Below are 20,616 nucleotides of genomic sequence, written 5' to 3' on the forward strand. Positions count from 1 at the left end.
ATTCCCATATGGAAGCATGGGAAATTTCGCGGCCCTCGATCACGCTTGCGCGCATTTTTTTGCATTTCGGCGCCGATGAAATCCGCGAACGGGGCCCCTATCTGTGCCCAGCCGCTCGCAGCTCCACTCATCATCACGAATGAGCCTCATGTCGGAACAGACCATCGCCGCGCCGATCGACGAGCCGCAGGAACGCGGCTTTTCGCGCTATCAATCGTTCCTGATCGCGCTGCTTGCCTTCACGCAGTTCACCCTGATCCTCGACTTCATCATCATGTCGCCGCTCGGCGCCATCCTGATGCCGTCGCTCAACATCACGGCCGGGCAGTTCGGCGTCGCGGTCTCGGCCTACGCCTTCGCGGCCGGCATTTCCGGCATCCTCGCCGCCGGCTTTGCCGATCGCTTCGACCGCAAGCGGCTGTTGCTGTTCTTCTATGTCGGCTTCACGTTCGGCACCGTGCTGTGCGCACTGGCGCAGAATTTCCACGTGCTGCTGCTCGGCCGCATCGTCACCGGCCTGTTCGGCGGCGTGATCGGCTCCGTCGTGCTCGCCATCGTCACCGACCTGTTTCCGCTGCATCTGCGCGGCCGGGTGATGGGCTTCATCCAGACCGCGTTCGCCGCGAGCCAGGTGCTCGGCGTGCCCGCCGGACTTTTCCTCGCCAATCACTGGAACTGGCACATCTGCTTCGTCGCCATCGTCGGCCTGTCGATCGCGGCAATCGCCACCATCGCGCTGGTGATGGATCCGGTCGACGGGCACCTCAAGCTGCAGCACGACCGCAACCCGTTCCAGCACTTGATCTCAACCGTCGCGCAGCCGCGCTACACGCTGGCCTTCCTGGTGACGACGCTGCTGGCGACCGGCGGCTTCATGCTGATGCCGTTCGGCAGCGCCTTCACCGTGCACAATCTCGGCATCGACATCGTCCATCTGCCGACGATCTATCTGGTCTCCGGCCTGTTCAGCATCCTGATGGGACCGCTGGTCGGACGCGCCAGCGATGCGTTCGGCAAATATCCGACCTTCATCTTCGGCTGCATGGTGTCGGCCATCATGGTGCTGATCTACACGCATCTCGGCCACGTCTCGCTGCTGACCGCGATCATCGTCAATGTGCTGATGTTCGTCGGCATCTTCTCGCGCATGATCCCGTCGCAGGCGCTGATGTCGGCGATCCCCGACGCCAGCCAGCGCGGATCGTTCAGCGCGATCAGCGCGTCGGTGCAGCAATTGTCGGGCGGGCTCGGTTCGGTGGCTGCAGCCGCGATCGTCGCCGAGAATCCGGACGGCTCGCTGCTGCATTTCGACCGCATCGGCTATGTCGTCGTGGCGAGCTCGATGATCTCGCTGATCGCGATGTATTTCGTGCAACGGCCGATCGCAAAGCGCGCGGGGCGGCGGGTGGTGTGACTGGCGCTCGCGTATCTGGAGGTATGGCGGCCGGGACGAGCTTGAATCGGCCAGCGCGGACCAATTGGTGGCGCGGGCTGGCCGTCTCGTCCGATTGGTCTTGTCGATACTGGATTGATCTCGTTAGGCAGCGACGCAACGATCCGCCTACTTCTAAGATCAGTGCTGCCTGAAGCCCAAACGCCCTCGTCGGTGGTGGGTTACGGCTTCGCCTAACCCGCGCCACGAACGTTAGCGATTTCAATCGCTTAAAAAGGGGGTGGTGCCCAGGAAAGGACTCGAACCTTCACGGCCGTTAAGCCACTGGCACCTGAAGCCAGCGCGTCTACCAATTCCGCCACCTGGGCATGTGGAGCGGCTTAGTAAGGATCGGTTACGCGCTTGTCAAATTCGCGATTGGAAATTCAAATAGCCTGTACAGGATTGGGCTGATGGCGTATCGCGAGAGGCTCTAAATACGCCCAATCGCTCTCGAATCCGGCAGGAATGGACCTCATGGCATCGAACCTGGAAACGCTCGTCACGGTCTTCGGCGGATCGGGTTTTCTGGGACGGAACGTGGTCCGGGCGCTCTGCAAGCGCGATTACCGCGTGCGAGTCGCGGTGCGGCGGCCTGAACTGGCCGGCCATCTGCAGCCGCTCGGCCGCGTCGGCCAGATTCATGCGGTCCAGGCCAATGTGCGCTACCCGGCCTCGGTCGAGGCGGCGATGCGTGATTCGCATATCGCCATCAATCTGGTCGGCATCCTGGCCGAGGGCGGCGGGCAGAGCTTTGACGCCGTGCAGGTGAAGGGCGCCGAGACCATCGCCAAGGCGGCAGCCGCCGCAGGCGGGCGGATGGTCCATGTCTCGGCGATCGGCGCCGATAAGGATTCGCTGTCGGGTTATTACCGCGCCAAGGCGGAAGGCGAGCAGGCGGTGCAGGCCGCCCTGCCGCAGGCCCCCATCATGCGGCCGTCGCTGCTGTTCGGGCCCGAGGATCAGTTCACCAACCGCTTTGCGGCGCTGGCGCGGATGTCGCCGGTGCTGCCGCTGGTCGGCGGCGGGGTCAACAAGGTGCAGCCGGCCTATGTCGCCGACGTCGCAGACGCCGTGGCCGATGCCGTCGACGGCAAGGCGAAGCCGGGCGCGACCTACGAGCTCGGCGGGCCGGAAGTGCTGACCATGCGCGAGGTGATGCAGATCATCCTTCGGATCACCCAGCGCGACCGCATGCTGGCGCCGCTGCCGTTCGGCCTCGCCAAGCTGCAGTCGTATGTGCTGCAATTCGCGCCGGGGCCATTCACGCTGACCCCGGACCAGGTCGCGATGCTGCGCTCGGACAATGTGGTGTCCGACGCCGCCAAGGCCGCCGGCCTGACCTTCGCGGGTCTCGGTATCTCACCCGATTCGATGGAAGCGATCGCCCCGCAATATCTCTGGCGCTTCCGCGCGACCGGACAGTTCCAGAAGAAGAGCGCGTAGGCCTCGCCCCGACGGGACGCTGCTCCCTCGCCCCGTTCTTTACGGGGAGAGGGTTGGGGTGAGGGGCTGCCTCCGCAAATCTGATGCATGTGCGTGCGCGGTGAGTCCCCCTCACCCGGAACGCATCTTGCGATGCGTTCCGACCTCTCCCCGCTCGCGGGGCGAGGTGAATCAGCGTCAGTTAGCTCCTACCTTCCCATCGCCAGCGCGATCAGGCCGAGCGTGCCGACGATCACGCGCCACCAGGCGAAGAACGCGAAGCCGTGGCGAGTGACGTAGTTGAGGAACGTCTTCACCACGACCATTGCAACGATGAAGGAGACCACGAAGCCGACCGCGATGACGCTGAGATTGTCCGACGAGAAGTCGGCGCGGTTCTTGTAGAAATCATAGGCGAACGCGCCGATCATGGTCGGGATCGCGAGGAAGAACGAGAACTCCGCCGCCGAGCGCTTGTCGGCGCCGAGCAGCATCGCAGCCACGATGCTGGCACCGGAGCGCGACACGCCGGGGATCATCGCCAGGCACTGCGCGACGCCGATCCAGAAATACATCAACAGCGGGAACCGGGTCGCGTCGTCCTCGTACACTTTGAGATCGAGCTGATCGACCCAGAGCAGGACGGCGCCGCCGACGATCAGCGTGAAGCAGACCACCCACGGATTGAACAGGAATTCCTTGATGTATTTGCCGGCGATCAGGCCGATCACGACGGCGGGCAGGAACGCCACCAGCACGCCGATGACGAAGCGGCGGTCGTCGGGATTGGAGAACATGCCGAGCGCGACGCGCCACAACCTGGTGAAGTAGAGCACGAGGATCGCAAGGATCGCACCCAGCTGAATCAGGATCGTGAAGCTTTTCCAGAAATTGCCTTCGCCGAGATTGAAGAAGCGTTCCGCGAGCAGCAGGTGGCCTGTCGAAGAAACCGGCAGGAACTCCGTGACGCCCTCGACGATGCCGAGAATCACCGCCCGCAGCATATCCGTCATCATGATCTGATCTGCCCTGTGTGGAAAACCGAATTCTTCTCGCTTATTCGCACATAGGCCGCAATCGCAAAGAATCGTCAAACAATGGGTTACCCGGCCGATTTGCTGGGCTATAGCGTTTTTGTGACCCGCACCATCTGCGGGGGTGGCTACCGGTTTGCGTGCCGACGCGACATAGAGACGAGCGGAACTGGTCTGGCCAAATCACAGGTTCAGGTCACACAGGTTGATGGTTTCTTAAGCGCCACGACACTACCAAGGGCTTCATGTATACGCTGTATCACCATCCGTTCTGTCCGCATTCGCGCTTCATTCGCCTCGTGCTCGGCGAGTATGGCCTCGATCTGCGCCTGGTCGAGGAACGGGTCTGGGAGCGGCGCGAGGCTTACCTCGCGCTCAATCCGGCGGCAACCACGCCGGTCTTGATCGCCGAGGGCTTTCCGCCGATCCCGGGGGCGCCTGTGATCGCCGAATATGTCGACGAGACGCATGGCCTCGATGCCGGCGAACGTCGGCTGCTGCCGACCACGACGGCCGAGCGCGTCGAGGTGCGCCGGCTGATGGCGTGGTTCAACGAGAAATTCTTCGAGGAAGCCTCCAACCCGCTGGTGACCGAGCGGATCTACAAGCGCTTCATGAGCGAGGACAATGGCGGCGGCCCGCCGGCCCCCGACATCATGCGCGCCGCAAAGGTCAATGTGCGCTATCATCTGAACTATATCGGCTGGCTGGCGAAGACGCGGAACTATCTCGCCGGCGACCGCCTGACCTACGCGGATCTCGCCGCCGCGGCGCACCTCTCGGCGATCGACTATCTGGGCGACGTGCCATGGAGCGAGGACGACGCGGCAAAGTCGTGGTACGCGCGGGTGAAATCCCGCCCGTCGTTCCGCCCGCTGCTCAGCGAATGGCTGGCGGGGGTGCCGGCGTCGCGCACCTATGTGGACCTCGACTTCTGAACCGGACGGTCAGGTTCTCTCCGTCCGATCTCAAGGAAGCGCTTGGGCGCGAGGCGCGCGCACTCGGCTTCGATGCCATCGGCTTTACCGATCCGGATGCGACGCGCGCGGCCGGACAATATTTTTTGGAATTCCTCGGCTCCGGCGGCCATGGCGAGATGGACTGGCTCGCGGCCAATCCGGAGCGGCGCACGGACCCACGCGTGCTGTGGGGTGGCGTGCGCTCGATCATTATGCTCGGCGTCAATTACGGGCCCGACGATGATCCGCTCAACATTCTCGCGCGCCGATCGCATGGCGCGATCTCGGTTTATGCGCAGGGCGACGACTATCACGACGTGATCAAGAAGCGGCTGAAGATTCTGGCGCGCTGGCTCGCCGCCATGACCGGCGACGAGGTGAAGGTGTTCGTCGACACCGCCGCTGTGATGGAGAAGCCGCTGGCGCAAGCCGCGGGCATCGGCTGGCAGGGCAAGCACACCAATCTGGTGTCGCGCGAATTCGGCTCGTGGCTGTTTCTCGGCGCGATCTATTCCGCGACCGAGCTGCCGCGCGATGAGGGCGAAGCCGATCATTGCGGCAGCTGCCGCGCCTGCCAGGACATCTGCCCGACCGCGGCGTTTCCTGCCCCCTACAAGCTCGATGCGCGGCGCTGCATCTCGTATCTGACGATCGAGAACAAGGGTCCGATCCCGCACGAATTCCGCAAGGCCATCGGCAACCGCATCTATGGCTGCGACGACTGCCTCGCGGCGTGTCCGTGGAACAAGTTCGCGATGGCCGGACGCGAGCAGAAGCTTGCGGCGCGCGACGCGTTGCGCGCGCCCGCGCTCGCCGATCTCGCACGGCTCGACGATGCCGCGTTTCGCGCGCTGTTCACGAAATCGCCGGTCAAGCGCATCGGCCGCGACCGCTTCATCCGCAATGTGCTGATCGCGATCGGCAATTCCGGCGATGCAAGCCTCGCCGGTGAGGCGCAGCGTTTGCTCGACGATGCAAGCCCGCTGGTGCGCGGCGCCGCGGTGTGGGCGCTGTCGCAACTGATCGCCCGCGATGCGTTCGCGGCGCTGGCGTCACGGGCCGGTGGCGAGCCTGATAACAGCGTGCAGCAGGAGTGGCGCGCGGCAGCCGCCTCTTGATTTCATCGCGCCGTTCCCGTCATGGTCGACAACCATGACAAACCCGCCCTTCTTCACCAGACATGGCGACGGCTTCATGCCGACGTCAGTTGCGAACGGACCGTGGAGCCCGGAATCGATGCACGGCCGCGTCGTGATCGGCCTGCTTGGCTTCGTCATCGAGGAGCGCCACGGCTCCGACGATTTCGTCCCGGCACGGCTCACGGTCGACATGTTCCGGCTGCCCAACATCACGACGCCGGTCGAGGTGACGACGAAGCTCGTGCGCGATGGGCTCCGCATCAAGGTGATCGAGGCCGAGTTCGTCTCCGGCGGCACCAGCATGGCGCGTGCCTCCTGCCAATTGTTGCGCAGGACGGAAAATGCGCCCGGCAATGTGTGGTCGCCGCCGAACTGGCAGGTGCCGGCGCCCGCGGACATTCCGAAGCCCGCCGATCCGAGGCTCGGCATGAACGGCAAGTGGGAGACGCGGCCGATCATCGGCCACATGGGCTCGCTCGGCGAGCGAAGGCTCTGGATGAGCGAAGTCCGCGAGCTCGTCGCGGGCGTGAAGATGACGCCGTTCGTCCATGTCGCAACCGGCGCGGATTTCGCCAGCCCCTTCGCCAATGCCGGCGACCAGGGCCTCGGCTACATCAACAGCGACGTCACGATCTATCTGCACCGTTTGCCGGTGAGCAACTGGATCGGCTTCGAGGTCGTCAACCATCACGCCACCGACGGCATCGCGATCGGCGAATGCTGGCTCTATGACGAGAAGGGCCCGATCGGCACCTCCACCGTGGCGGCGCTCGCCCAGCGCAAGCCGATGAGCAACCCGCCGCCGCCGTAAGTCTCTCCAGATTGTCATTGCGAGCGAAGCGAAGCAATCCATCTTCCGGCTTGCGGAGACATGGATTGCTTCATCGCGGAGCCTGTCACCGGGCACGTGTTAGCGCGACCGTTGGCTCCTCGCAATGCCGACAGCAAAATCGTCGCGCGAGATACACCCGCCGCGATCGAAACATGACAGTTTTAAGAATGATCTAGCGCAAGGATCACGCCGCGGACACAACGCATAAAGGTGAAACGGAAGTCTCATCTCACACGTGTGTCATGAAAACAGAGATCATCAAGGAACTCGGACGGTCCGACATTCTGCTGCCCTCGCAGGTCGCCGCAGGCCTGTCCGCCAACGATCGCATCAAGGTGCGCCTGAGCGCGCTGCAGGCCGCCGCCGCGCATGCGCGGGAGCCCGATCGTCCGGCCAACGACCTTGCAGTCGAGAGTCAAGCCGCCGGCATCGCACCGGCCGCAATCGCATCCTTGATCAGTGGTTCGCATCTGGCCGGCGGGAGCCGGTTGACTGCACCAAACCTCGCAAAGCTGATGAAGGAGATCCAGGACGACATCGACACCATGATCCGCTCGGTCAACGCCGGCGATACACAGGAGGCGGACAGGGCGACCGCACGCCTGAGCGCGCTTCGAACCTCCGGACTGCTCGATGCGGCGGGCGAAATCGAGCTTGGCCGGATCGCTCGCCTGACAAGCGTGACGCTGGACGGCGGCGACACCCTGCATCGACTGGTCATGGATCTGCACAAGACGCTGAACAGGCTTGCCGCCGGCTGCTGCGAAGAGAACCTGGCTGGAGCAAAAGTGTTCGGCCTGCACAGCGAGGACCGTGCGCCGGTCGAAAGCTTCATGAAGGGATTGGCCGAAACGCGCCCTCTCAAATTCGATCACCCCGGTTTGGACACGATGGCGACCAGGTCCGACGGCCGGCTCCTGATCCAGAACGACATCGGAACCACCGACGCGCATGTCCTGGTGGTGGCCGTCAAGCGCAATGCGGTAACCGTCACCTATACGGACGTGCACCTCGCTCGCGCGAAATTCTTCATCTCGCTGTTCGGTGGCTTCGACGCCGAATGGAGCGGCCTCGACCATCATGCGTCAACGGGATTCGAGGACGGCGGCTTCTTCCTCGTGACCGGGCGATTGCAGGCGAAGACCGCGGCGGACCGCAACGCGTTCCTGGCGGCAGTCGGCTCCGCGCTGGTGTTCCTGATCGACTGGAACAAGGCGCGCAAATTGTTGCGAAACTGGGTCAGCAAGAATGACGCCGCGAAGATTCTCGAATGGGCCGCGCGGCAAAGGATCGGCCATCGCGGCTTCCTCGAACTCGGCGGCAACGAGCTGCTCGGCAGCGCCGTTCGCAATGCCGCGCCGGCACGCATCGGTTTCGGCGAGCGGCTGGATCAGGTGCTCGGCCGCGCGGCAGCGGTCGATTTCCTGAAGAGCGCGTTGCGCCTGTCGACCGAGGCGCTGCTCGCAGGTCAATCGGTGAGAACCGTGCGCGATCAGCTCGAAGCCGAGCTGGTCAGGCGCTTGGAGCGCGTCGAAAGCGCATTGCTCGCAATGGCGCTGCGCCAGATCGGACTGGCGCACGACCTTTGCACCGCGATCTCTCGCTACGTCGCCGGACTGCTGGCCGGACAGGAGACCGACGGCAAGGCGCTGGCGGCACGTGCCAGCCTGATCGAGCAGAAGGCGGACCGTATCGCCCTCGAAGCGCGCAAGGAGGTCAACCGCTTCGGCGCCCGGCCGATCATATTGCAGCTGGTGGACCGGGCCGAGGAGGCCGTCGACGAACTCGAGCAGGCGGCCTTTGTCGCGTCCCTGACGTCGGCGGGCATCGACAAACCGCTGATCTCGGCCCTGGGCGAACTCTGCGCGGTTGCCATCACGGCCGCTGAAGCGGCGGCCAGTGGACTTGCCGCGGCCGCGGAAGTGCCGGAGGGCCGCTGCGCCGATTCCGAGGACGCGCTTGCCGCGGTGGTGCGCCTCGTCGACGCCGAGCACGCCGCGGACGCACGGGAGCGAGCCATCACCACGCTGGTCTTCACCGGCGGCCATGACGCCGCGACATCGCTCTCGGCGCTCGAGCTGGCTCGCGCCATCGAACGCTCGACCGACCGTCTCGCCGGCTTCGGCCACCTGCTGCGGCAACACATCATGACTGATCTGGCAGCCTGAAGAGGGGTCCAACATGCACATCGTATGCATCGGCGGCGAATCGACCGCCTGCCACTCTGCCGAGGAGATCGGCGCCAAGGCCGCCAATCTCGCCAGGATGGCAGCGCTCGGCCTTGCTGTACCGCCGGCCTTTGTGCTGCCGGTCGGGCTCTGCGCCGACATCGTTGCCGGACGGACGCTTTCGGAGCACCGTTTGCGCGACGGATTGAAGGAAGGCATTGCTTTCCTCGAGCGCACCACCGGCAGGCGTTTCGGCGATCACGCACGCCCGCTGCTGGTTTCAGTACGGTCAGGCGCGGCCCGCTCGATGCCCGGCATGCTGGACACCGTCCTCAATGTCGGCTGCACGACGCGCGCCGTGCGCGGCCTGATCCGCTCGACGGGACGTCCGCGGCTCGCATGGGATTGCCGGCGCCGGTTCCTCGAGAGCTATGGCGAGACCGTACTCGGCCTCGACCCTGCACTTTTCGCGGCGCGGATCGCTGGGCTGACCGCCGAGGAAGGCGTTGCCAATGATCGCGCGCTCGACAGCGAAGCGCTCGAGCGTCTTGCCGGCGAGGAACAGGCGCTGATCGAGAGCGGAGACGATCGCTGGCTCGAGGATGCCGAGGAACAGCTCGAGCATGCGGCGCGGGCGGTCTATCGATCCTGGATGAGCGAGCGGGCGCAAACCTACCGCCGGCTGCAAAAACTCGAACATCTGGCGGGGACGGCCGTCACCGTGCAGGCCATGGTCTTCGGCAATAGCGGGCCTTCTTCGGGAGCGGGTGTAGCGTTTTCGCGTGACCCTTCGACTGGATCGGCGCAGCCCGTCATCGATTTGGTGCTCGACGCGCAAGGCGAGGACGTCGTGTCGGGCCGGCGAACGGCGGATAGCGGCGAGATGATCGCCCGCGCGCTGCCGACGCTCGCCGCCGATCTCGGCCATGTCCTCACACGCCTCGAGCGCGAGTTTGGCGATGTCCAGGATATCGAATTCACCGTCGAGGACGGAAAATTGTGGATCCTGCAGGCACGGCCGGCAAAGCGCACCCCGCGCGCCGCGCTCAGGATCGCAATCGATCTCGTACACGAACAGCTCATCACGCCGAAGCAGGCGCTCGAACGTATTGCCGATATCGACCTTGCATCGCTGGTCGAGGTCTCGCTGGTCTCGGCGGACGACCCGGCCGTCGCTGGGATCGGCGCTTCCGGCGGGATTGCGGTCGGGCGCGCGGCCTTCGATTCCGACGGTGCGCGGCAACTCGCAGCCGCCGGCGACCCCGTCCTCCTGATGCGCCCCGACACCAGCACGGCGGACGTCGCCGGTTTTGCGGTGGCGTGCGGCATCGTGACCAGCGTTGGCGCGCGGACCGCCCATGCCGCGCTGGTGGCGCGTCAGATGGGAAAACCGTGTGTGGTCGGATGCGGCGGCATGAAAATCGATGCCGCCGGCGAACGCGCCGAGCTCGGCAAGGCGGCGATTTCGGCAGGCGACTGGGTCACGATCGATGGCGACAGCGGCAAGATCTTTCTCGGAAGGCGAGAAGTCTTGACCAAACGGCCCGAAGCGGAGCTTGCCGAGATCGCGAAATGGCGATCCGAATTGCGCGGGAGTGCGGGTCGCAGGCGGCGATCGCGCGAGCGCAAGTCAGCCGCAGCCTGATCTGCACCGCATTGCAGTTACGAAAAGTGTGGCGATCAGGGCGCCAGATGCCGCGTCATCTCCGGCCTCGCCTTCAGCGCGGCGCCCTGTTTGGCGACGATCCTGGCGATCCGCTCCGGCGCGAAGTTCAGGTCGACGAAGGCCGGCGCGGTGTTGGCGACCTCATGGTACTCCGTGATCTTGCCGTCGCGCAGCCGCATGATCGCGACGCCCTCGAACATCGCACGCGCCCCCTTGGCTTCCGGCAAGGTCGAACGGTAGCTGAACGTGTAGCGCGCGTAGAGGGTCGTGCCGTCGCTGACCGGATCGTGCATCACCCAGCGGAAATCGGTCGCGGTCCGGTAGAACCAGTCGTCGATCATCTCGGCGATTCTGGCGCGCCCCTCGAACGCGCCATAGAACACGTCGTGATAGACGCCGTCCTCGGTGAAGAGGCTTGCGAAGGCCTTGCCGTCGCGCTGTTCAACCGCGTCGCAGAACGCGCGGAGCATCGTTGTCGTATCCATCGGCGTCTCTCCCGACCACGTCTGTCATGCCCCGCGCATGCGGGGCATCCAGTATTCCAGAGCAGTCGCCTTGAATCGAGAGGCGCGGCGTACTGGATCATCCGCTTCCTCGGATGATGACATCGAACAAGGTGCTAGTTGATCTCCGCCACCGCGGCGATGATCCGCGCGATGTCCTGCGGACGCGACAATCGGTGGTCGCCGTCCTGGATCATGGTCAGCACCACGTCCTCGGCCGGCAACCGATGCACCAGCGCGAACGCATGCTTCCACGGCACGTCGGGATCTTGCGCGCCCTGCAGGATGCGCACCGGGCAACCGACGTCGATCTTGCTGCCGAGCAGCAAGTGGTTGCGGCCCTCCTCGATCAGATTGCGGGTGATCGGATAGGGCGAGCCGTCGCCATATTCGGATGGCCTGAGCCAGACGCCCTTGGTCTCGATCTCGGCGCGGATCTCCGGCGAGAAGCCCTTCCACATCAATTCCTCGGTGAAGTCCGGCGCCGGTGCGATCAGCACGAGACCGGCGAGCTGGGCTGTGCCGTCGCCGCCCGCACTTCCGCGTCTGGCGATCTCGCGCGCCAGCAGCAGCGCCATCCAGCCGCCCATCGAGGACCCGATCACGACCTGCGGCCCGCGGCAGAACTGCGAGAACACCGCGACGCTCTCCTCGAGCCAGCGGCCGATCGTGCCGTCGGCGAAATCGCCGCCGGATTCGCCATGGCCGGAATAGTCGAACCTGACCGAGCTGCGGCCATGCTCGGCGGCCCATGCATCGAGCGCGATCGCCTTGGTGCCGGTCATGTCGGACTTGAAGCCGCCGAGCCAGAACAGGCCGGGATTGCTGCCAGCCCGGGCGCGCACCGCGATCCGGCGAGCCGAACTGCCCTCGCCGACCTCGATGAAGGCGGGTTCCTGCTCGGATGTGGCGGTTTGGCTCATGGTTTGGTCACTCGCGTGTCAGATATCCGCTTTTCAATCGTCGCGCGGCAGCGGTCAACGGCAGCACGCCCGCCTTGCAGAGCAGGCGCGCCCGCTATATGTGCCGGGCGTGGCCAAAATGCCTCGCAATTGACGGTTTTGCCGCGTAAAAGAGCGAGTTCGCTTGCCCGTCGCAGCGTCTTGCTTCAAAATATCCGCCTTCCCTTTCACAACTTTGGAGAGTTACCCATTCGCCGTCCCAATAGAGCCCCGCCCACAGTCGCAAAAGACGGGCCGCGCACCAATGATGAGATTCGCAACGCGCAGATCCAGCTGATTGATTCAGATGGTGTCAACCAGGGCACCGTCGAAACCATGGTGGCCATCAAGATGGCCATGGAATCCGGCATGGATCTCGTCGAAATTTCGCCGAATGTCAGTCCTCCGGTCTGCAAGATCATGGACTACGGCAAGTACAAATATTCCGCGCAGAAGAAGGCCGCCGAAGCCCGCAAGAAGCAGAAGGTCGTCGAGATCAAGGAGATCAAGCTCCGCCCGATGATCGACGATCACGACTATGACGTGAAGATGCGCGCGATGCAGCGCTTCTTCGAGGAAGGCGACAAGGTCAAGATCACCTTGCGCTACCGCGGTCGTGAGATGGCGCACCAGGAGATCGGCACCAAGCTCTTGGACAAGGTGAAGGCCGACGTTGCCGAGTTCGCCAAGGTCGAGCAGGACGCGAGGTTCGAAGGCCGCCAGGTCGTGATGGTGTTGGCGCCGCGCTAATTCGAGTTTGTCGCTTTGTTGAAAATGGAGCAGCCCGTCAGGACCTCTGGCGGGCCGTTTCGTATGTGAGCCCTGTAGCCCGGATGGCCAACCTCCCCTTGAAAAGGGGAGGTCGCTTTGCTCGCCAGAGCAAAGCGGGTGGGGATCTACTCTCTCCTTGCAGCGGCGTCTGCGGCTGACCCCCCATCCCGACCTTCCCCCTTTCAGGGGAAGGAGAGGCTGGTTCCGACCCCGATTTCCCGCTTCGAACGTTGCAAAACCGCCGATCCTCTGTCATAAGCCGGGCCTTCGCCGCCCGGCTGATCAAGGGCTGCCGTGGCGACGTCCAGTGCAGGTTCTTTCAATCCGGAAAAACCATAGCACTTTCAACGCTCTAACGAGCATTTTAGCCGGCCGAACGCCTCTTTGGGCGATATTCGTGTTGGGCGACAGGAGAGCTAAATGCCCAAGTTGAAGACCAAGTCGGGCGCTAAAAAGCGCTTCAAGGTGACTGCTACTGGCAAAGTCATGCACGCCCAGCGCGGCAAGCGCCACGGCATGATCAAGCGGACGAAGAAGCAGATCCGTCAGCTCCGCGGCACCCGCGTGCTGTTCAAGACCGACGGCGACAACGTCAAGAAGTACTTCTTGCCGAACGCCTGATCGCGCTCATCTGCTTGAACCCGGCCGCCTCGCGCGGCGCCCCGTCACTTCTTCTAGATCTCAAGGATTTCCGTCATGTCTCGCGTCAAACGCGGTGTGACCTCTCACGCCAAGCACAAGAAAGTCTTCAAGGCCGCCAAGGGCTATTACGGCCGCCGCAAGAACACCATCCGAACTGCCAAGCAGGCCGTCGAAAAGGCCGGCCAGTACGCCTTCCGCGACCGCAAGCGCAAGAAGCGCACCTTCCGCGCGCTCTGGATCCAGCGCATCAACGCCGCGGTCCGTCCGTTCGGCATGACCTACAGCGTGTTCATCAACGGCCTCTCCAAGTCGGGCGTCGTGGTCGACCGCAAGGTGCTGTCGGATCTCGCGATCCACGAGCCGGTTGCGTTCCAGGCGATCGCCGAGAAGGCCAAGGCCGCGCTGGCAGCCTGATTCTAGCGGGCTTTCGGGCCCGCTTTCAGCGCCTTCTGCGAATAGCGCTGGGCGACCTGCGCTCGGCAGAACGCCGTAAACGAGATGTACATGGTGCCGGATTGATTCCGGTACTTGCGGTCGCAGACCTGCATCTCGTGCTCGTACGCCCGCTTCGGCACGCCGTTGAGGCCGGACAGGAAGTCCGCCTCGCATTTCTTCTCGACCACCGCACCGAACTGGACGTCCCCGCTGGCGCCGTATTCGCACGCCTCGAAGATCTTCATCGCGCGGTTGCAGCTCGGTGCCTTCTCCAGCACCGCGATGATGTCGTCCATCTGGGTCGATTTGGCCGGACATTCCTCGGTGGCGGCATGCGCCGTGGCAAGCATGAACAGGACCGCCGGCACCGCCAGGCAAGATCGCAGCAACATCGCGTGGGTCTCCTTGAGCTCCCCTTGGGTAGCCCGACCTCCGCGCGGGGTTCAATGCTGCCGACCACAAGCCCGAAATGACCGGCTTTTTGCTTGACGTTACGGCCTTCGGGCGGCGACAACCCAGCCGAATTTTGGCGCATGGTTCGGAAGCCGGTTCTTCCCACCGCATCATGCTCAGCGCAGGAATTGACCGTGTCCGACCTCGCAACGCTCGAAACATCCATCCTCGACCAGATCGCCTCGGCTGCTGACGAGGCCGCCCTCGAGGCGGTGCGCGTCTCCGCGCTCGGCAAGAAGGGCTCGATCTCGGCCCTGCTTGCCACCCTCGGCAAGATGTCGCCGGAGGAGCGCAAGACCGAGGGCGCCAGAATCAACCTCGCCAAGGACGCGGTGACGCAGGCGCTCGCGGCCAGGCGCGATGTGCTGAAAGCGGCCGCGCTCGATGCACGCCTCGCCGCCGAGACCATCGACGTCACGCTGCCGCTGCGCGAGGCGCCGGCGGAGACCGGCCGCATCCATCCGCTGAGCCAGGTGTGGGACGAACTCACCACGATCTTCGCCGACATGGGCTTTGCGGTCGCCGAGGGTCCCGACATCGAAACCGACGACTACAACTTCACCAAGCTGAATTTCCCGATCGGCCATCCGGCGCGCGAGATGCACGACACCTTCTTCTTCAATCCGAAGGCGGACGGCTCGCGCATGCTGCTGCGGACCCACACCTCGCCGGTGCAGGTGCGCACGATGCTGAGCCAGAAGCCGCCGATCCGCGTGATCTGCCCGGGCCGCACCTATCGCATCGACTCGGACGCGACCCACACGCCGCAATTCCACCAGGTCGAGGGCCTCGTGATCGACAAGGGTTCGCATCTCGGCCACCTCAAATGGATCCTGCACGAGTTCTGCAAGGCGTTCTTCGAGGTCGATCACATCAACATGCGATTCCGGCCGTCGTTCTTCCCGTTCACCGAGCCGTCGCTCGAGGTCGACATCCAGTGTCGCCGCGACAAGGGCGAGATCCGCTTCGGCGAGGGCGAGGACTGGATGGAGATTCTCGGCTGCGGCATGGTGCATCCGAACGTGCTACGTGCCTGCGGCATCGATCCCGACGTCTACCAGGGCTTTGCCTGGGGCATGGGCATCGACCGCATCGCGATGCTGAAATACGGCATCGCCGATCTCCGCCAGCTGTTCGAGAACGACATCCGCTGGCTCAACCACTACGGCTTCAAGCCGCTCGACATCCCGACGATCGCGGGAGGATTGAGCGCGTGAATTCCACTCCCGCTGCCATCGCGGAGAAAGCCCCCACCCTGACCCTCCCCCGCAAGCGGGAGAGGGAATGGATGGAGCCCGCTCGCGTGGATACGAAGATTGCATCGCCGCGAATGGTCGGACTCCCTCTCCCGCTTGCGGGGGAGGGCTGGGGTGGGGGTGTCTCCGCAAAGGGGCTGGCAATGGTCGATCCTGAGCATCCGAATTGGAAGGTGTCCGATAGACTCCGGTCCAACGCCCGCGCACTTCGCAAGAACTCGACCAATGTGGAACGAATGCTCTGGTCGGAGCTCCGCGGCAATCGCCTGAACGGCGCCACCTTCCGCCGCCAGGTGCCGATCGACAATTACATCGCCGATTTCGTCTGCCATACAGCAAAGCTGGTGATCGAACTCGACGGCGGCCAGCATTTTTCAAACCAGGGCGAACGCGCCGATGCCGCGCGCTCAGCCGTCATTGAAGCGAAAGGATTTAAAGTGCTTCGCTTCAGCAATCTCGACGTCATGACAAACCGTGCAGGCGTCCTTGAAACCATTACCGCTGCCATTGCGGAGAGAGCCCCCACCCTGACCCTCCCCCGCAAGCGGGAGAGGGGACAAGAGAAATCATCGTCATGAAGTTCACCCTCTCCTGGCTGAAGGAACATCTCGAGACCGACGAGCCGCTCGACAAGCTGGCCGACAAGCTCACCATGATCGGGCTTGAGGTCGAGAACATCGAGGACAAGGCGAAGGCGCTCGCGCCGTTCACCATCGCGCGCGTGATCTCGGCCGAGCAGCATCCGAATGCCGACCGGCTGCGTGTCTGCATGGTCGACACCGGCGACGGCGGTGCGCCGGTGCAGGTGGTGTGCGGCGCGCCGAATGCGCGTGCGGGGCTGATCAGCGTGTTCTCGCCGCCCGGCACCTACATCCCGGGCAAGGACGTCACGCTCGGCGTCGGCACCATCCGCGGCGTCGAGAGCCGCGGCATGCTGTGCTCGGCGGCCGAATTGCAGATCTCGGAAGACCACGACGGCATCATGGAGCTACCGGCCGACGCGCCGCTCGGCAAGGGTTATGCCGACTGGGCCGGGCTCGGCGATCCCGTCATTGAGATCAATTTGACGCCGAACCGGCAAGACTGCACCGGCGTGCACGGCATCGCGCGCGATCTGTCCGCCTCCGACATGGGCAAGTTCAAGGACCCGGGCATCAGGCCGATCAAGGGCGAATTCCCCTGCCCGGTTCAGGTGAAGGTGGAAGACGCCGCGCTGTGTCCAGGCTTCGCGCTGCGGCTGGTGCGCGGCGTCAAGAACGGTCCGTCGCCGGAATGGCTGCAGAAGCGGCTGACCTCGATCGGCCTGCGCCCGATCAACGCGCTGGTCGACATCACCAACTTCATGACCTACGACCGCGCGCGTCCGCTGCACGTGTTCGACGCCAAGAAGGTCAAGGGCAACCTCACCGTTCGCCGCGCGAAAGACGGCGAGACCTTGCTCGCGCTCGACGGCCGCACCTACACGCTCGATAGCAACGTCTGCGTGATCGCGGACGAGCACGGCGTCGAATCGCTCGCCGGCATCATGGGCGGCGAGGCCTCGGGCTGCGACGACAACACCACTGACGTGCTGATCGAATCGGCGCTGTGGAATGAGATCAACATCGCGCAGACCGGCCGCAAGCTGGGCATCAATTCGGATGCGCGCTACCGCTTCGAGCGCGGCGTCGATCCGGCCTTCATGGTGCCCGGGCTCGAGCTCGCGACCAAGCTGGTGCTGGAACTGTGCGGCGGCACGCCGTCCGAGAACGTCGTGGTCGGCAAGCAGTTCGGCGAGGATCGCGTCATCGACTTCCCGCTCAGCGAGGTCAAGCGTCTCGCCGGCATCGAGGTGCCGCTGGTCGAGGTGAAGCTGATCCTGACCCGTCTCGGCTTCATGCTAGCCGGCAATGGCCCTGTGGTGAAGATCGCGATCCCGTCCTGGCGCACCGACGTCCAGGGCAAGGCCGACGTCGTCGAGGAGATCGTGCGCATCTTCGGCGTCGACAAGGTGCCGATGACGCCGTTCGATCGTGGCGAGGAGCCGCGCAAGCCGGTGCTGACGCCGATGCAGCAACGCACCCGCCGCGCCAAGCGCGCGCTCGGCGCCCGCGGCATGGTGGAAGCCGTGACCTGGTCGTTCATCACCAATGACGCGGCAAAACTGTTCGGCGGCGGCCAGAGCGAGCTGGTGCTTGCCAACCCGATCGCGGCCGACCTCTCCGACATGCGGCCGAGCCTGCTGCCCGGCCTCGTCGCGGCGGCTCAGGCCAACATCAACCGCGGCTATCCCGATGTCGCGCTGTTCGAGGTCGGCCAGGTATTCCGCGGCGACCGGCCGGAGGACCAGCTCGTGGCTGCCTCCGGCGTACGCCATGGCTACGCCTCGTCGAAGGGGATCGGGCGGCATTGGACCGGCTCGGCCACGGCGGACGCGATGGATGCCAAGGCCGATGCCTTCGCCGTGCTGGCGGCCGCCGGCGCGCCGATGCAGGCGCTGCAGATCGTCCCCGGCGGTCCCGCCTGGCTGCATCCGGGGCGCTCCGGCACCATCCAAATCGGCCCGCAGAACGTGCTCGGCTATTTCGGCGAGCTGCATCCGCGTGCCGCCGAGGCGCTCGGCGCCGACGGCCCGATGATCGTGTTCGAGGTGATCCTCGATCGCGTCCCGCAAGGCAAGCAGAGGGCGACGCGCGCCAAGCCGGTGCTGGAGCTCTCGGCGTTCCAGCCGGTGTCACGCGACTTCGCCTTCATCGTCGATCGCAGCGTCAAGGCGGGCGACATCGTCCGCGCGGCGCAGAATGTCGACAAGAAGCTGATCACTGACGTGACCGTGTTCGACGTCTATGAAGGCAAGGGCATCGATCCCGACAAGAAGTCGATTGCGATCGCGGTGACGATCCAGCCGCGCGAGAAGACGATGACCGACCAGGAGATCGACGCGGTTGCGGCAAAGGTCGTCGCCGAGGTGACCAAGAAGACCGGCGGCACGCTGCGGGCGTGATGTCGACGCAGACGATGGATTGCTCCCTCGCCCCGCTCTTGCGGGGAGAGGGTTGGGGTGAGGGGCTTTCTCCATGTGTACGGTGATAGTTGCTTTGCGGAGAATCCCCCTCACCCGAAATTCAAGCTGTGCTTGAATTTCGACCTCTCCCCGCAAGCGGGGCGAGGTAAGGCCACCGATCGCCGCGCGCACATTCTCCCATGACCTCCCTCACCCTCCTCCCCTCCGACATCTCGACCAGCATCGCGCTTGCGATCTGCGCGATTGCGTTCGTGTCGGGCACGGCGCGCGGCTTCTCGGGCTTCGGCTCAGCCCTGATCTTCATGCCGCTCGCAAGCAGCGTGGCGGCGCCGCGGCTGGTGGCGGCGCTGCTGCTGATCATCGACTTCGTTGCGGCGGCGCCGCTGCTGCCGAACGCCTGGACCCATGCCGACCGCAAGGCGACCGCGGTCATGGTCGCCGGCGCGCTGGTCGGCGTTCCCGTCGGCACCTATTTCCTGACGGTGCTCGAGCCGGTGACGACGCGCTGGATCATCTCCTGCTTCGTCGCGGCGCTGCTCGCGCTGCTGCTGTCGGGCTGGCGCTATCACGGCAAGGATCACGCCGCGCTCTCGGTCGGCGTCGGCGGCCTCTCCGGCTTCTGCAGCGGCCTTGCGCAGACCGGCGGGCCGCCGATCGTCGCCTACTGGCTGGGACGCCCGATCTCCTCGGTGATCTCGCGCGCCAACATCGTGCTGTTTTTCGGGGCCTCGGATTTCTTCTCGCTGGTCAGCTACTGGTTCACCGGATTGATCACGATCGAATCGGTCAAGTTCTCGCTGATCGTCGGCCCGATCTACGGCATCGGCGTCTGGTTCGGCGCTTCGCTGTTCGGCAAGGCCAGCGAGCGGATGTTTCGCGCGATCTGCTACGCGCTGATCGCGGCGGCCGTCATCGTCGGCCTGCCGGCGCTTGATGGCATTTTGCGCGGCGGCTAAGGTCATTATCTAGAAGGAATTCAGGGAGGATCCGATGATCGATCGCCGCAATGCGCTGAAAATGGCGCTCGGCAGCGCTGCCATGCTCGCGGCGCCTGCGGCGCACGCGCAGGGTGCAAAGCCGCGCACGCGCATCGTGTTCCTCGGCACCAAGGGCGGACCACGGGTCGGCATCGGCGCTTCCAATCCGGCCAATCTCGTCGTCGTCAACGACACGCCGTTCGTGATCGATTGCGGCATGGGAGTCAGCCGGCAGCTGGTCAACGCCGGCGTGCCGATCCCCTCCGTGAAGTACATCTTCATCAGTCACCACCATTCCGATCACAATCTGGAATACGGCAATCTGTTCTACAACGCCTGGGCGGCCGGCCTCTCGACGCCGATCCATTCGTTCGGTCCCAAGGGCATCGAGGCGATGACCAAGGAATATTGGGAGCTGAACAAGTTCGACGTCGAGACCCGGATCGCGGACGAAGGCCGGCCCGATCCGCGCAACCTGCTGATCGCGAAGGACATCACCGACGACGGCGTGGTGCTGAAGACGGCTGACGTCACCGTCACGGCGTTCCGCACGCCGCATCCGCCCATCGTCGACAACTTCGCCTACAAGTTCGAGACGCCGGACGGCACGATCGTGTTCTCCAGCGACACCGCCTACAATCCGAAGCTTGCCGAGTTCGCGAGGGGTGCCGACGTGCTGGTGCACGAATGTCTCTACATTCCCGCGGTCGATCGCCTGGTGGCGAAGACCAGAAACGGCGCGACGCTGAAGAAGCACCTGCTCGACAGCCACACCTCGACCGAGGACGTCGGCCGCATCGCAGCCGCCGCCGGCGTGAAGACATTGGTGCTGAGCCATTTCGTCCCCGGCGACGACCCTGATGTCACCGACGACGACTGGACCAGGGACGTGAAGACGCATTTCAAGGGCCGGATCGTGGTGGCCAAGGATCTGATGGAGCTGAAGCTGCCGGTGTGAGCCTTCCCATCCGTCATTCCG

Annotated in this window: 19 protein-coding genes and 1 tRNA gene; 15 read left to right on the forward strand and 5 right to left on the reverse strand. The window is 64.5% G+C overall.

The window, feature by feature from the left end; all coding sequences use genetic code 11:
* Positions 1-148 precede the first annotated feature (148 nt).
* The gene (locus ACVW1C_RS19250; protein ID WP_456759770.1) at positions 149-1,414 is read left to right on the forward strand and encodes an MFS transporter; all 1,266 of its coding nucleotides are present in this window, start codon (positions 149-151) and stop codon (positions 1,412-1,414) included.
* A gap of 260 nt (positions 1,415-1,674) precedes the next feature.
* On the opposite strand, the gene ACVW1C_RS19255 is transcribed toward ACVW1C_RS19250, so the two are convergent.
* Positions 1,675-1,761: transfer RNA gene (locus ACVW1C_RS19255), tRNA-Leu, on the reverse strand.
* Positions 1,762-1,909: 148 nt separating this feature from the next.
* Between ACVW1C_RS19255 and ACVW1C_RS19260 the strand changes: the two genes are divergently transcribed.
* Positions 1,910-2,878, forward strand: coding sequence for a complex I NDUFA9 subunit family protein (locus tag ACVW1C_RS19260; protein ID WP_456759771.1), 969 nt, complete (start codon positions 1,910-1,912; stop codon positions 2,876-2,878).
* 188 nt (positions 2,879-3,066) lie between these two features.
* Here the strand turns inward: ACVW1C_RS19260 and ACVW1C_RS19265 are convergent, their stop codons facing one another.
* Positions 3,067-3,873 carry an undecaprenyl-diphosphate phosphatase gene (locus ACVW1C_RS19265; RefSeq protein WP_456759772.1) on the reverse strand — a complete coding sequence of 269 codons (807 nt, stop codon included), beginning with the start codon at positions 3,871-3,873 and terminating at the stop codon, positions 3,067-3,069.
* Between the two features lie 263 nt (positions 3,874-4,136).
* Between ACVW1C_RS19265 and ACVW1C_RS19270 the strand changes: the two genes are divergently transcribed.
* The 5 genes from ACVW1C_RS19270 (at position 4,137) to ACVW1C_RS19290 (ending at position 10,634) form a co-directional block, all read left to right on the forward strand.
* Positions 4,137-4,829, forward strand: coding sequence for a glutathione S-transferase family protein (locus tag ACVW1C_RS19270; protein WP_456759773.1), 693 nt, complete (start codon positions 4,137-4,139; stop codon positions 4,827-4,829).
* Positions 4,778-5,968, forward strand: coding sequence for a tRNA epoxyqueuosine(34) reductase QueG (gene queG / locus ACVW1C_RS19275; RefSeq protein WP_456759774.1), 1,191 nt, complete (start codon positions 4,778-4,780; stop codon positions 5,966-5,968). Before ACVW1C_RS19270 ends, queG begins: the two co-directional genes overlap by 52 nt.
* Positions 5,969-6,002: 34 nt before the next feature.
* Positions 6,003-6,800: an acyl-CoA thioesterase domain-containing protein gene (locus tag ACVW1C_RS19280; protein WP_456759775.1), complete on the forward strand. Its 798-nt coding sequence runs from the start codon at positions 6,003-6,005 to the stop codon at positions 6,798-6,800.
* 263 nt (positions 6,801-7,063) lie between these two features.
* A complete protein-coding gene (locus ACVW1C_RS19285) occupies positions 7,064-8,989 on the forward strand; it encodes a hypothetical protein (protein ID WP_456759776.1) in 1,926 nt (641 codons plus the stop codon).
* Positions 8,990-9,002: 13 nt separating this feature from the next.
* Positions 9,003-10,634, forward strand: coding sequence for a PEP/pyruvate-binding domain-containing protein (locus ACVW1C_RS19290; RefSeq protein WP_456759777.1), 1,632 nt, complete (start codon positions 9,003-9,005; stop codon positions 10,632-10,634).
* A 35-nt stretch (positions 10,635-10,669) separates the two neighbouring features.
* On the opposite strand, the gene ACVW1C_RS19295 is transcribed toward ACVW1C_RS19290, so the two are convergent.
* Positions 10,670-11,140: a nuclear transport factor 2 family protein gene (locus tag ACVW1C_RS19295; protein ID WP_456759778.1), complete on the reverse strand. Its 471-nt coding sequence runs from the start codon at positions 11,138-11,140 to the stop codon at positions 10,670-10,672.
* Between the two features lie 134 nt (positions 11,141-11,274).
* Positions 11,275-12,081 carry an alpha/beta hydrolase gene (locus ACVW1C_RS19300; RefSeq protein ID WP_456759779.1) on the reverse strand — a complete coding sequence of 269 codons (807 nt, stop codon included), beginning with the start codon at positions 12,079-12,081 and terminating at the stop codon, positions 11,275-11,277.
* A 228-nt stretch (positions 12,082-12,309) separates the two neighbouring features.
* Between ACVW1C_RS19300 and infC the strand changes: the two genes are divergently transcribed.
* From infC to rplT, 3 genes are all read left to right on the forward strand, one after another.
* Complete coding sequence (gene infC / locus ACVW1C_RS19305; protein ID WP_456763117.1) at positions 12,310-12,849, forward strand: translation initiation factor IF-3; 540 nt, start codon at positions 12,310-12,312, stop codon at positions 12,847-12,849.
* 441 nt (positions 12,850-13,290) lie between these two features.
* Positions 13,291-13,491 (forward strand): 50S ribosomal protein L35, encoded by a 201-nt coding sequence (rpmI, locus tag ACVW1C_RS19310; RefSeq protein ID WP_008539890.1) that lies wholly within the window; start codon positions 13,291-13,293, stop codon positions 13,489-13,491.
* A 75-nt stretch (positions 13,492-13,566) separates the two neighbouring features.
* Positions 13,567-13,926 carry a 50S ribosomal protein L20 gene (gene rplT, locus ACVW1C_RS19315; protein WP_029081033.1) on the forward strand — a complete coding sequence of 120 codons (360 nt, stop codon included), beginning with the start codon at positions 13,567-13,569 and terminating at the stop codon, positions 13,924-13,926.
* Between the two features lie 2 nt (positions 13,927-13,928).
* Here the strand turns inward: rplT and ACVW1C_RS19320 are convergent, their stop codons facing one another.
* Positions 13,929-14,339: a hypothetical protein gene (locus ACVW1C_RS19320; protein WP_456759780.1), complete on the reverse strand. Its 411-nt coding sequence runs from the start codon at positions 14,337-14,339 to the stop codon at positions 13,929-13,931.
* 195 nt (positions 14,340-14,534) lie between these two features.
* Between ACVW1C_RS19320 and pheS the strand changes: the two genes are divergently transcribed.
* The 5 genes from pheS to ACVW1C_RS19345 all read left to right on the forward strand — a co-directional run bounded on the left by pheS (position 14,535) and on the right by ACVW1C_RS19345 (position 20,595).
* On the forward strand, positions 14,535-15,617 hold the full coding sequence (gene pheS / locus ACVW1C_RS19325) for a phenylalanine--tRNA ligase subunit alpha (RefSeq protein ID WP_456759781.1): 1,083 nt from the start codon (positions 14,535-14,537) through the stop codon (positions 15,615-15,617).
* A gap of 182 nt (positions 15,618-15,799) precedes the next feature.
* Positions 15,800-16,234: an endonuclease domain-containing protein gene (locus ACVW1C_RS19330; RefSeq protein ID WP_456759782.1), complete on the forward strand. Its 435-nt coding sequence runs from the start codon at positions 15,800-15,802 to the stop codon at positions 16,232-16,234.
* Positions 16,231-18,639 (forward strand): phenylalanine--tRNA ligase subunit beta, encoded by a 2,409-nt coding sequence (gene pheT, locus ACVW1C_RS19335; RefSeq protein ID WP_456759783.1) that lies wholly within the window; start codon positions 16,231-16,233, stop codon positions 18,637-18,639. The genes ACVW1C_RS19330 and pheT overlap by 4 nt, the downstream gene beginning before the upstream one ends.
* A gap of 200 nt (positions 18,640-18,839) precedes the next feature.
* On the forward strand, positions 18,840-19,616 hold the full coding sequence (locus ACVW1C_RS19340; RefSeq protein WP_456759784.1) for a sulfite exporter TauE/SafE family protein: 777 nt from the start codon (positions 18,840-18,842) through the stop codon (positions 19,614-19,616).
* 34 nt (positions 19,617-19,650) lie between these two features.
* Positions 19,651-20,595 (forward strand): MBL fold metallo-hydrolase, encoded by a 945-nt coding sequence (locus ACVW1C_RS19345; protein ID WP_456759785.1) that lies wholly within the window; start codon positions 19,651-19,653, stop codon positions 20,593-20,595.
* The last annotated feature ends 21 nt before the right edge of the window (positions 20,596-20,616 follow it).

Source organism: Bradyrhizobium sp. USDA 4011, assembly GCF_054063415.1.

Excerpts from the sequence above, each read along its gene's own strand:
- ACVW1C_RS19280 (WP_456759775.1), top strand. The coding sequence starts at position 6,003 with ATGACAAACCCGCCCTTCTTCACCAGACATGGCGACGGCTTCATGCCG.
- ACVW1C_RS19300 (WP_456759779.1), bottom strand. The coding sequence starts at position 12,081 with ATGAGCCAAACCGCCACATCCGAGCAGGAACCCGCCTTCATCGAGGTC.
- ACVW1C_RS19340 (WP_456759784.1), top strand. The coding sequence starts at position 18,840 with ATGACCTCCCTCACCCTCCTCCCCTCCGACATCTCGACCAGCATCGCG.
- rplT (WP_029081033.1), top strand. The coding sequence starts at position 13,567 with ATGTCTCGCGTCAAACGCGGTGTGACCTCTCACGCCAAGCACAAGAAA.
- ACVW1C_RS19345 (WP_456759785.1), top strand. The coding sequence starts at position 19,651 with ATGATCGATCGCCGCAATGCGCTGAAAATGGCGCTCGGCAGCGCTGCC.
- ACVW1C_RS19260 (WP_456759771.1), top strand. The coding sequence starts at position 1,910 with ATGGCATCGAACCTGGAAACGCTCGTCACGGTCTTCGGCGGATCGGGT.
- pheT (WP_456759783.1), top strand. The coding sequence starts at position 16,231 with ATGAAGTTCACCCTCTCCTGGCTGAAGGAACATCTCGAGACCGACGAG.
- queG (WP_456759774.1), top strand. The coding sequence starts at position 4,778 with ATGGCTGGCGGGGGTGCCGGCGTCGCGCACCTATGTGGACCTCGACTT.
- ACVW1C_RS19290 (WP_456759777.1), top strand. The coding sequence starts at position 9,003 with ATGCACATCGTATGCATCGGCGGCGAATCGACCGCCTGCCACTCTGCC.
- ACVW1C_RS19270 (WP_456759773.1), top strand. The coding sequence starts at position 4,137 with ATGTATACGCTGTATCACCATCCGTTCTGTCCGCATTCGCGCTTCATT.
- ACVW1C_RS19285 (WP_456759776.1), top strand. The coding sequence starts at position 7,064 with ATGAAAACAGAGATCATCAAGGAACTCGGACGGTCCGACATTCTGCTG.
- ACVW1C_RS19295 (WP_456759778.1), bottom strand. The coding sequence starts at position 11,140 with ATGGATACGACAACGATGCTCCGCGCGTTCTGCGACGCGGTTGAACAG.
- ACVW1C_RS19265 (WP_456759772.1), bottom strand. The coding sequence starts at position 3,873 with ATGATGACGGATATGCTGCGGGCGGTGATTCTCGGCATCGTCGAGGGC.
- ACVW1C_RS19320 (WP_456759780.1), bottom strand. The coding sequence starts at position 14,339 with ATGTTGCTGCGATCTTGCCTGGCGGTGCCGGCGGTCCTGTTCATGCTT.
- ACVW1C_RS19330 (WP_456759782.1), top strand. The coding sequence starts at position 15,800 with ATGGTCGATCCTGAGCATCCGAATTGGAAGGTGTCCGATAGACTCCGG.
- rpmI (WP_008539890.1), top strand. The coding sequence starts at position 13,291 with ATGCCCAAGTTGAAGACCAAGTCGGGCGCTAAAAAGCGCTTCAAGGTG.
- ACVW1C_RS19250 (WP_456759770.1), top strand. The coding sequence starts at position 149 with ATGTCGGAACAGACCATCGCCGCGCCGATCGACGAGCCGCAGGAACGC.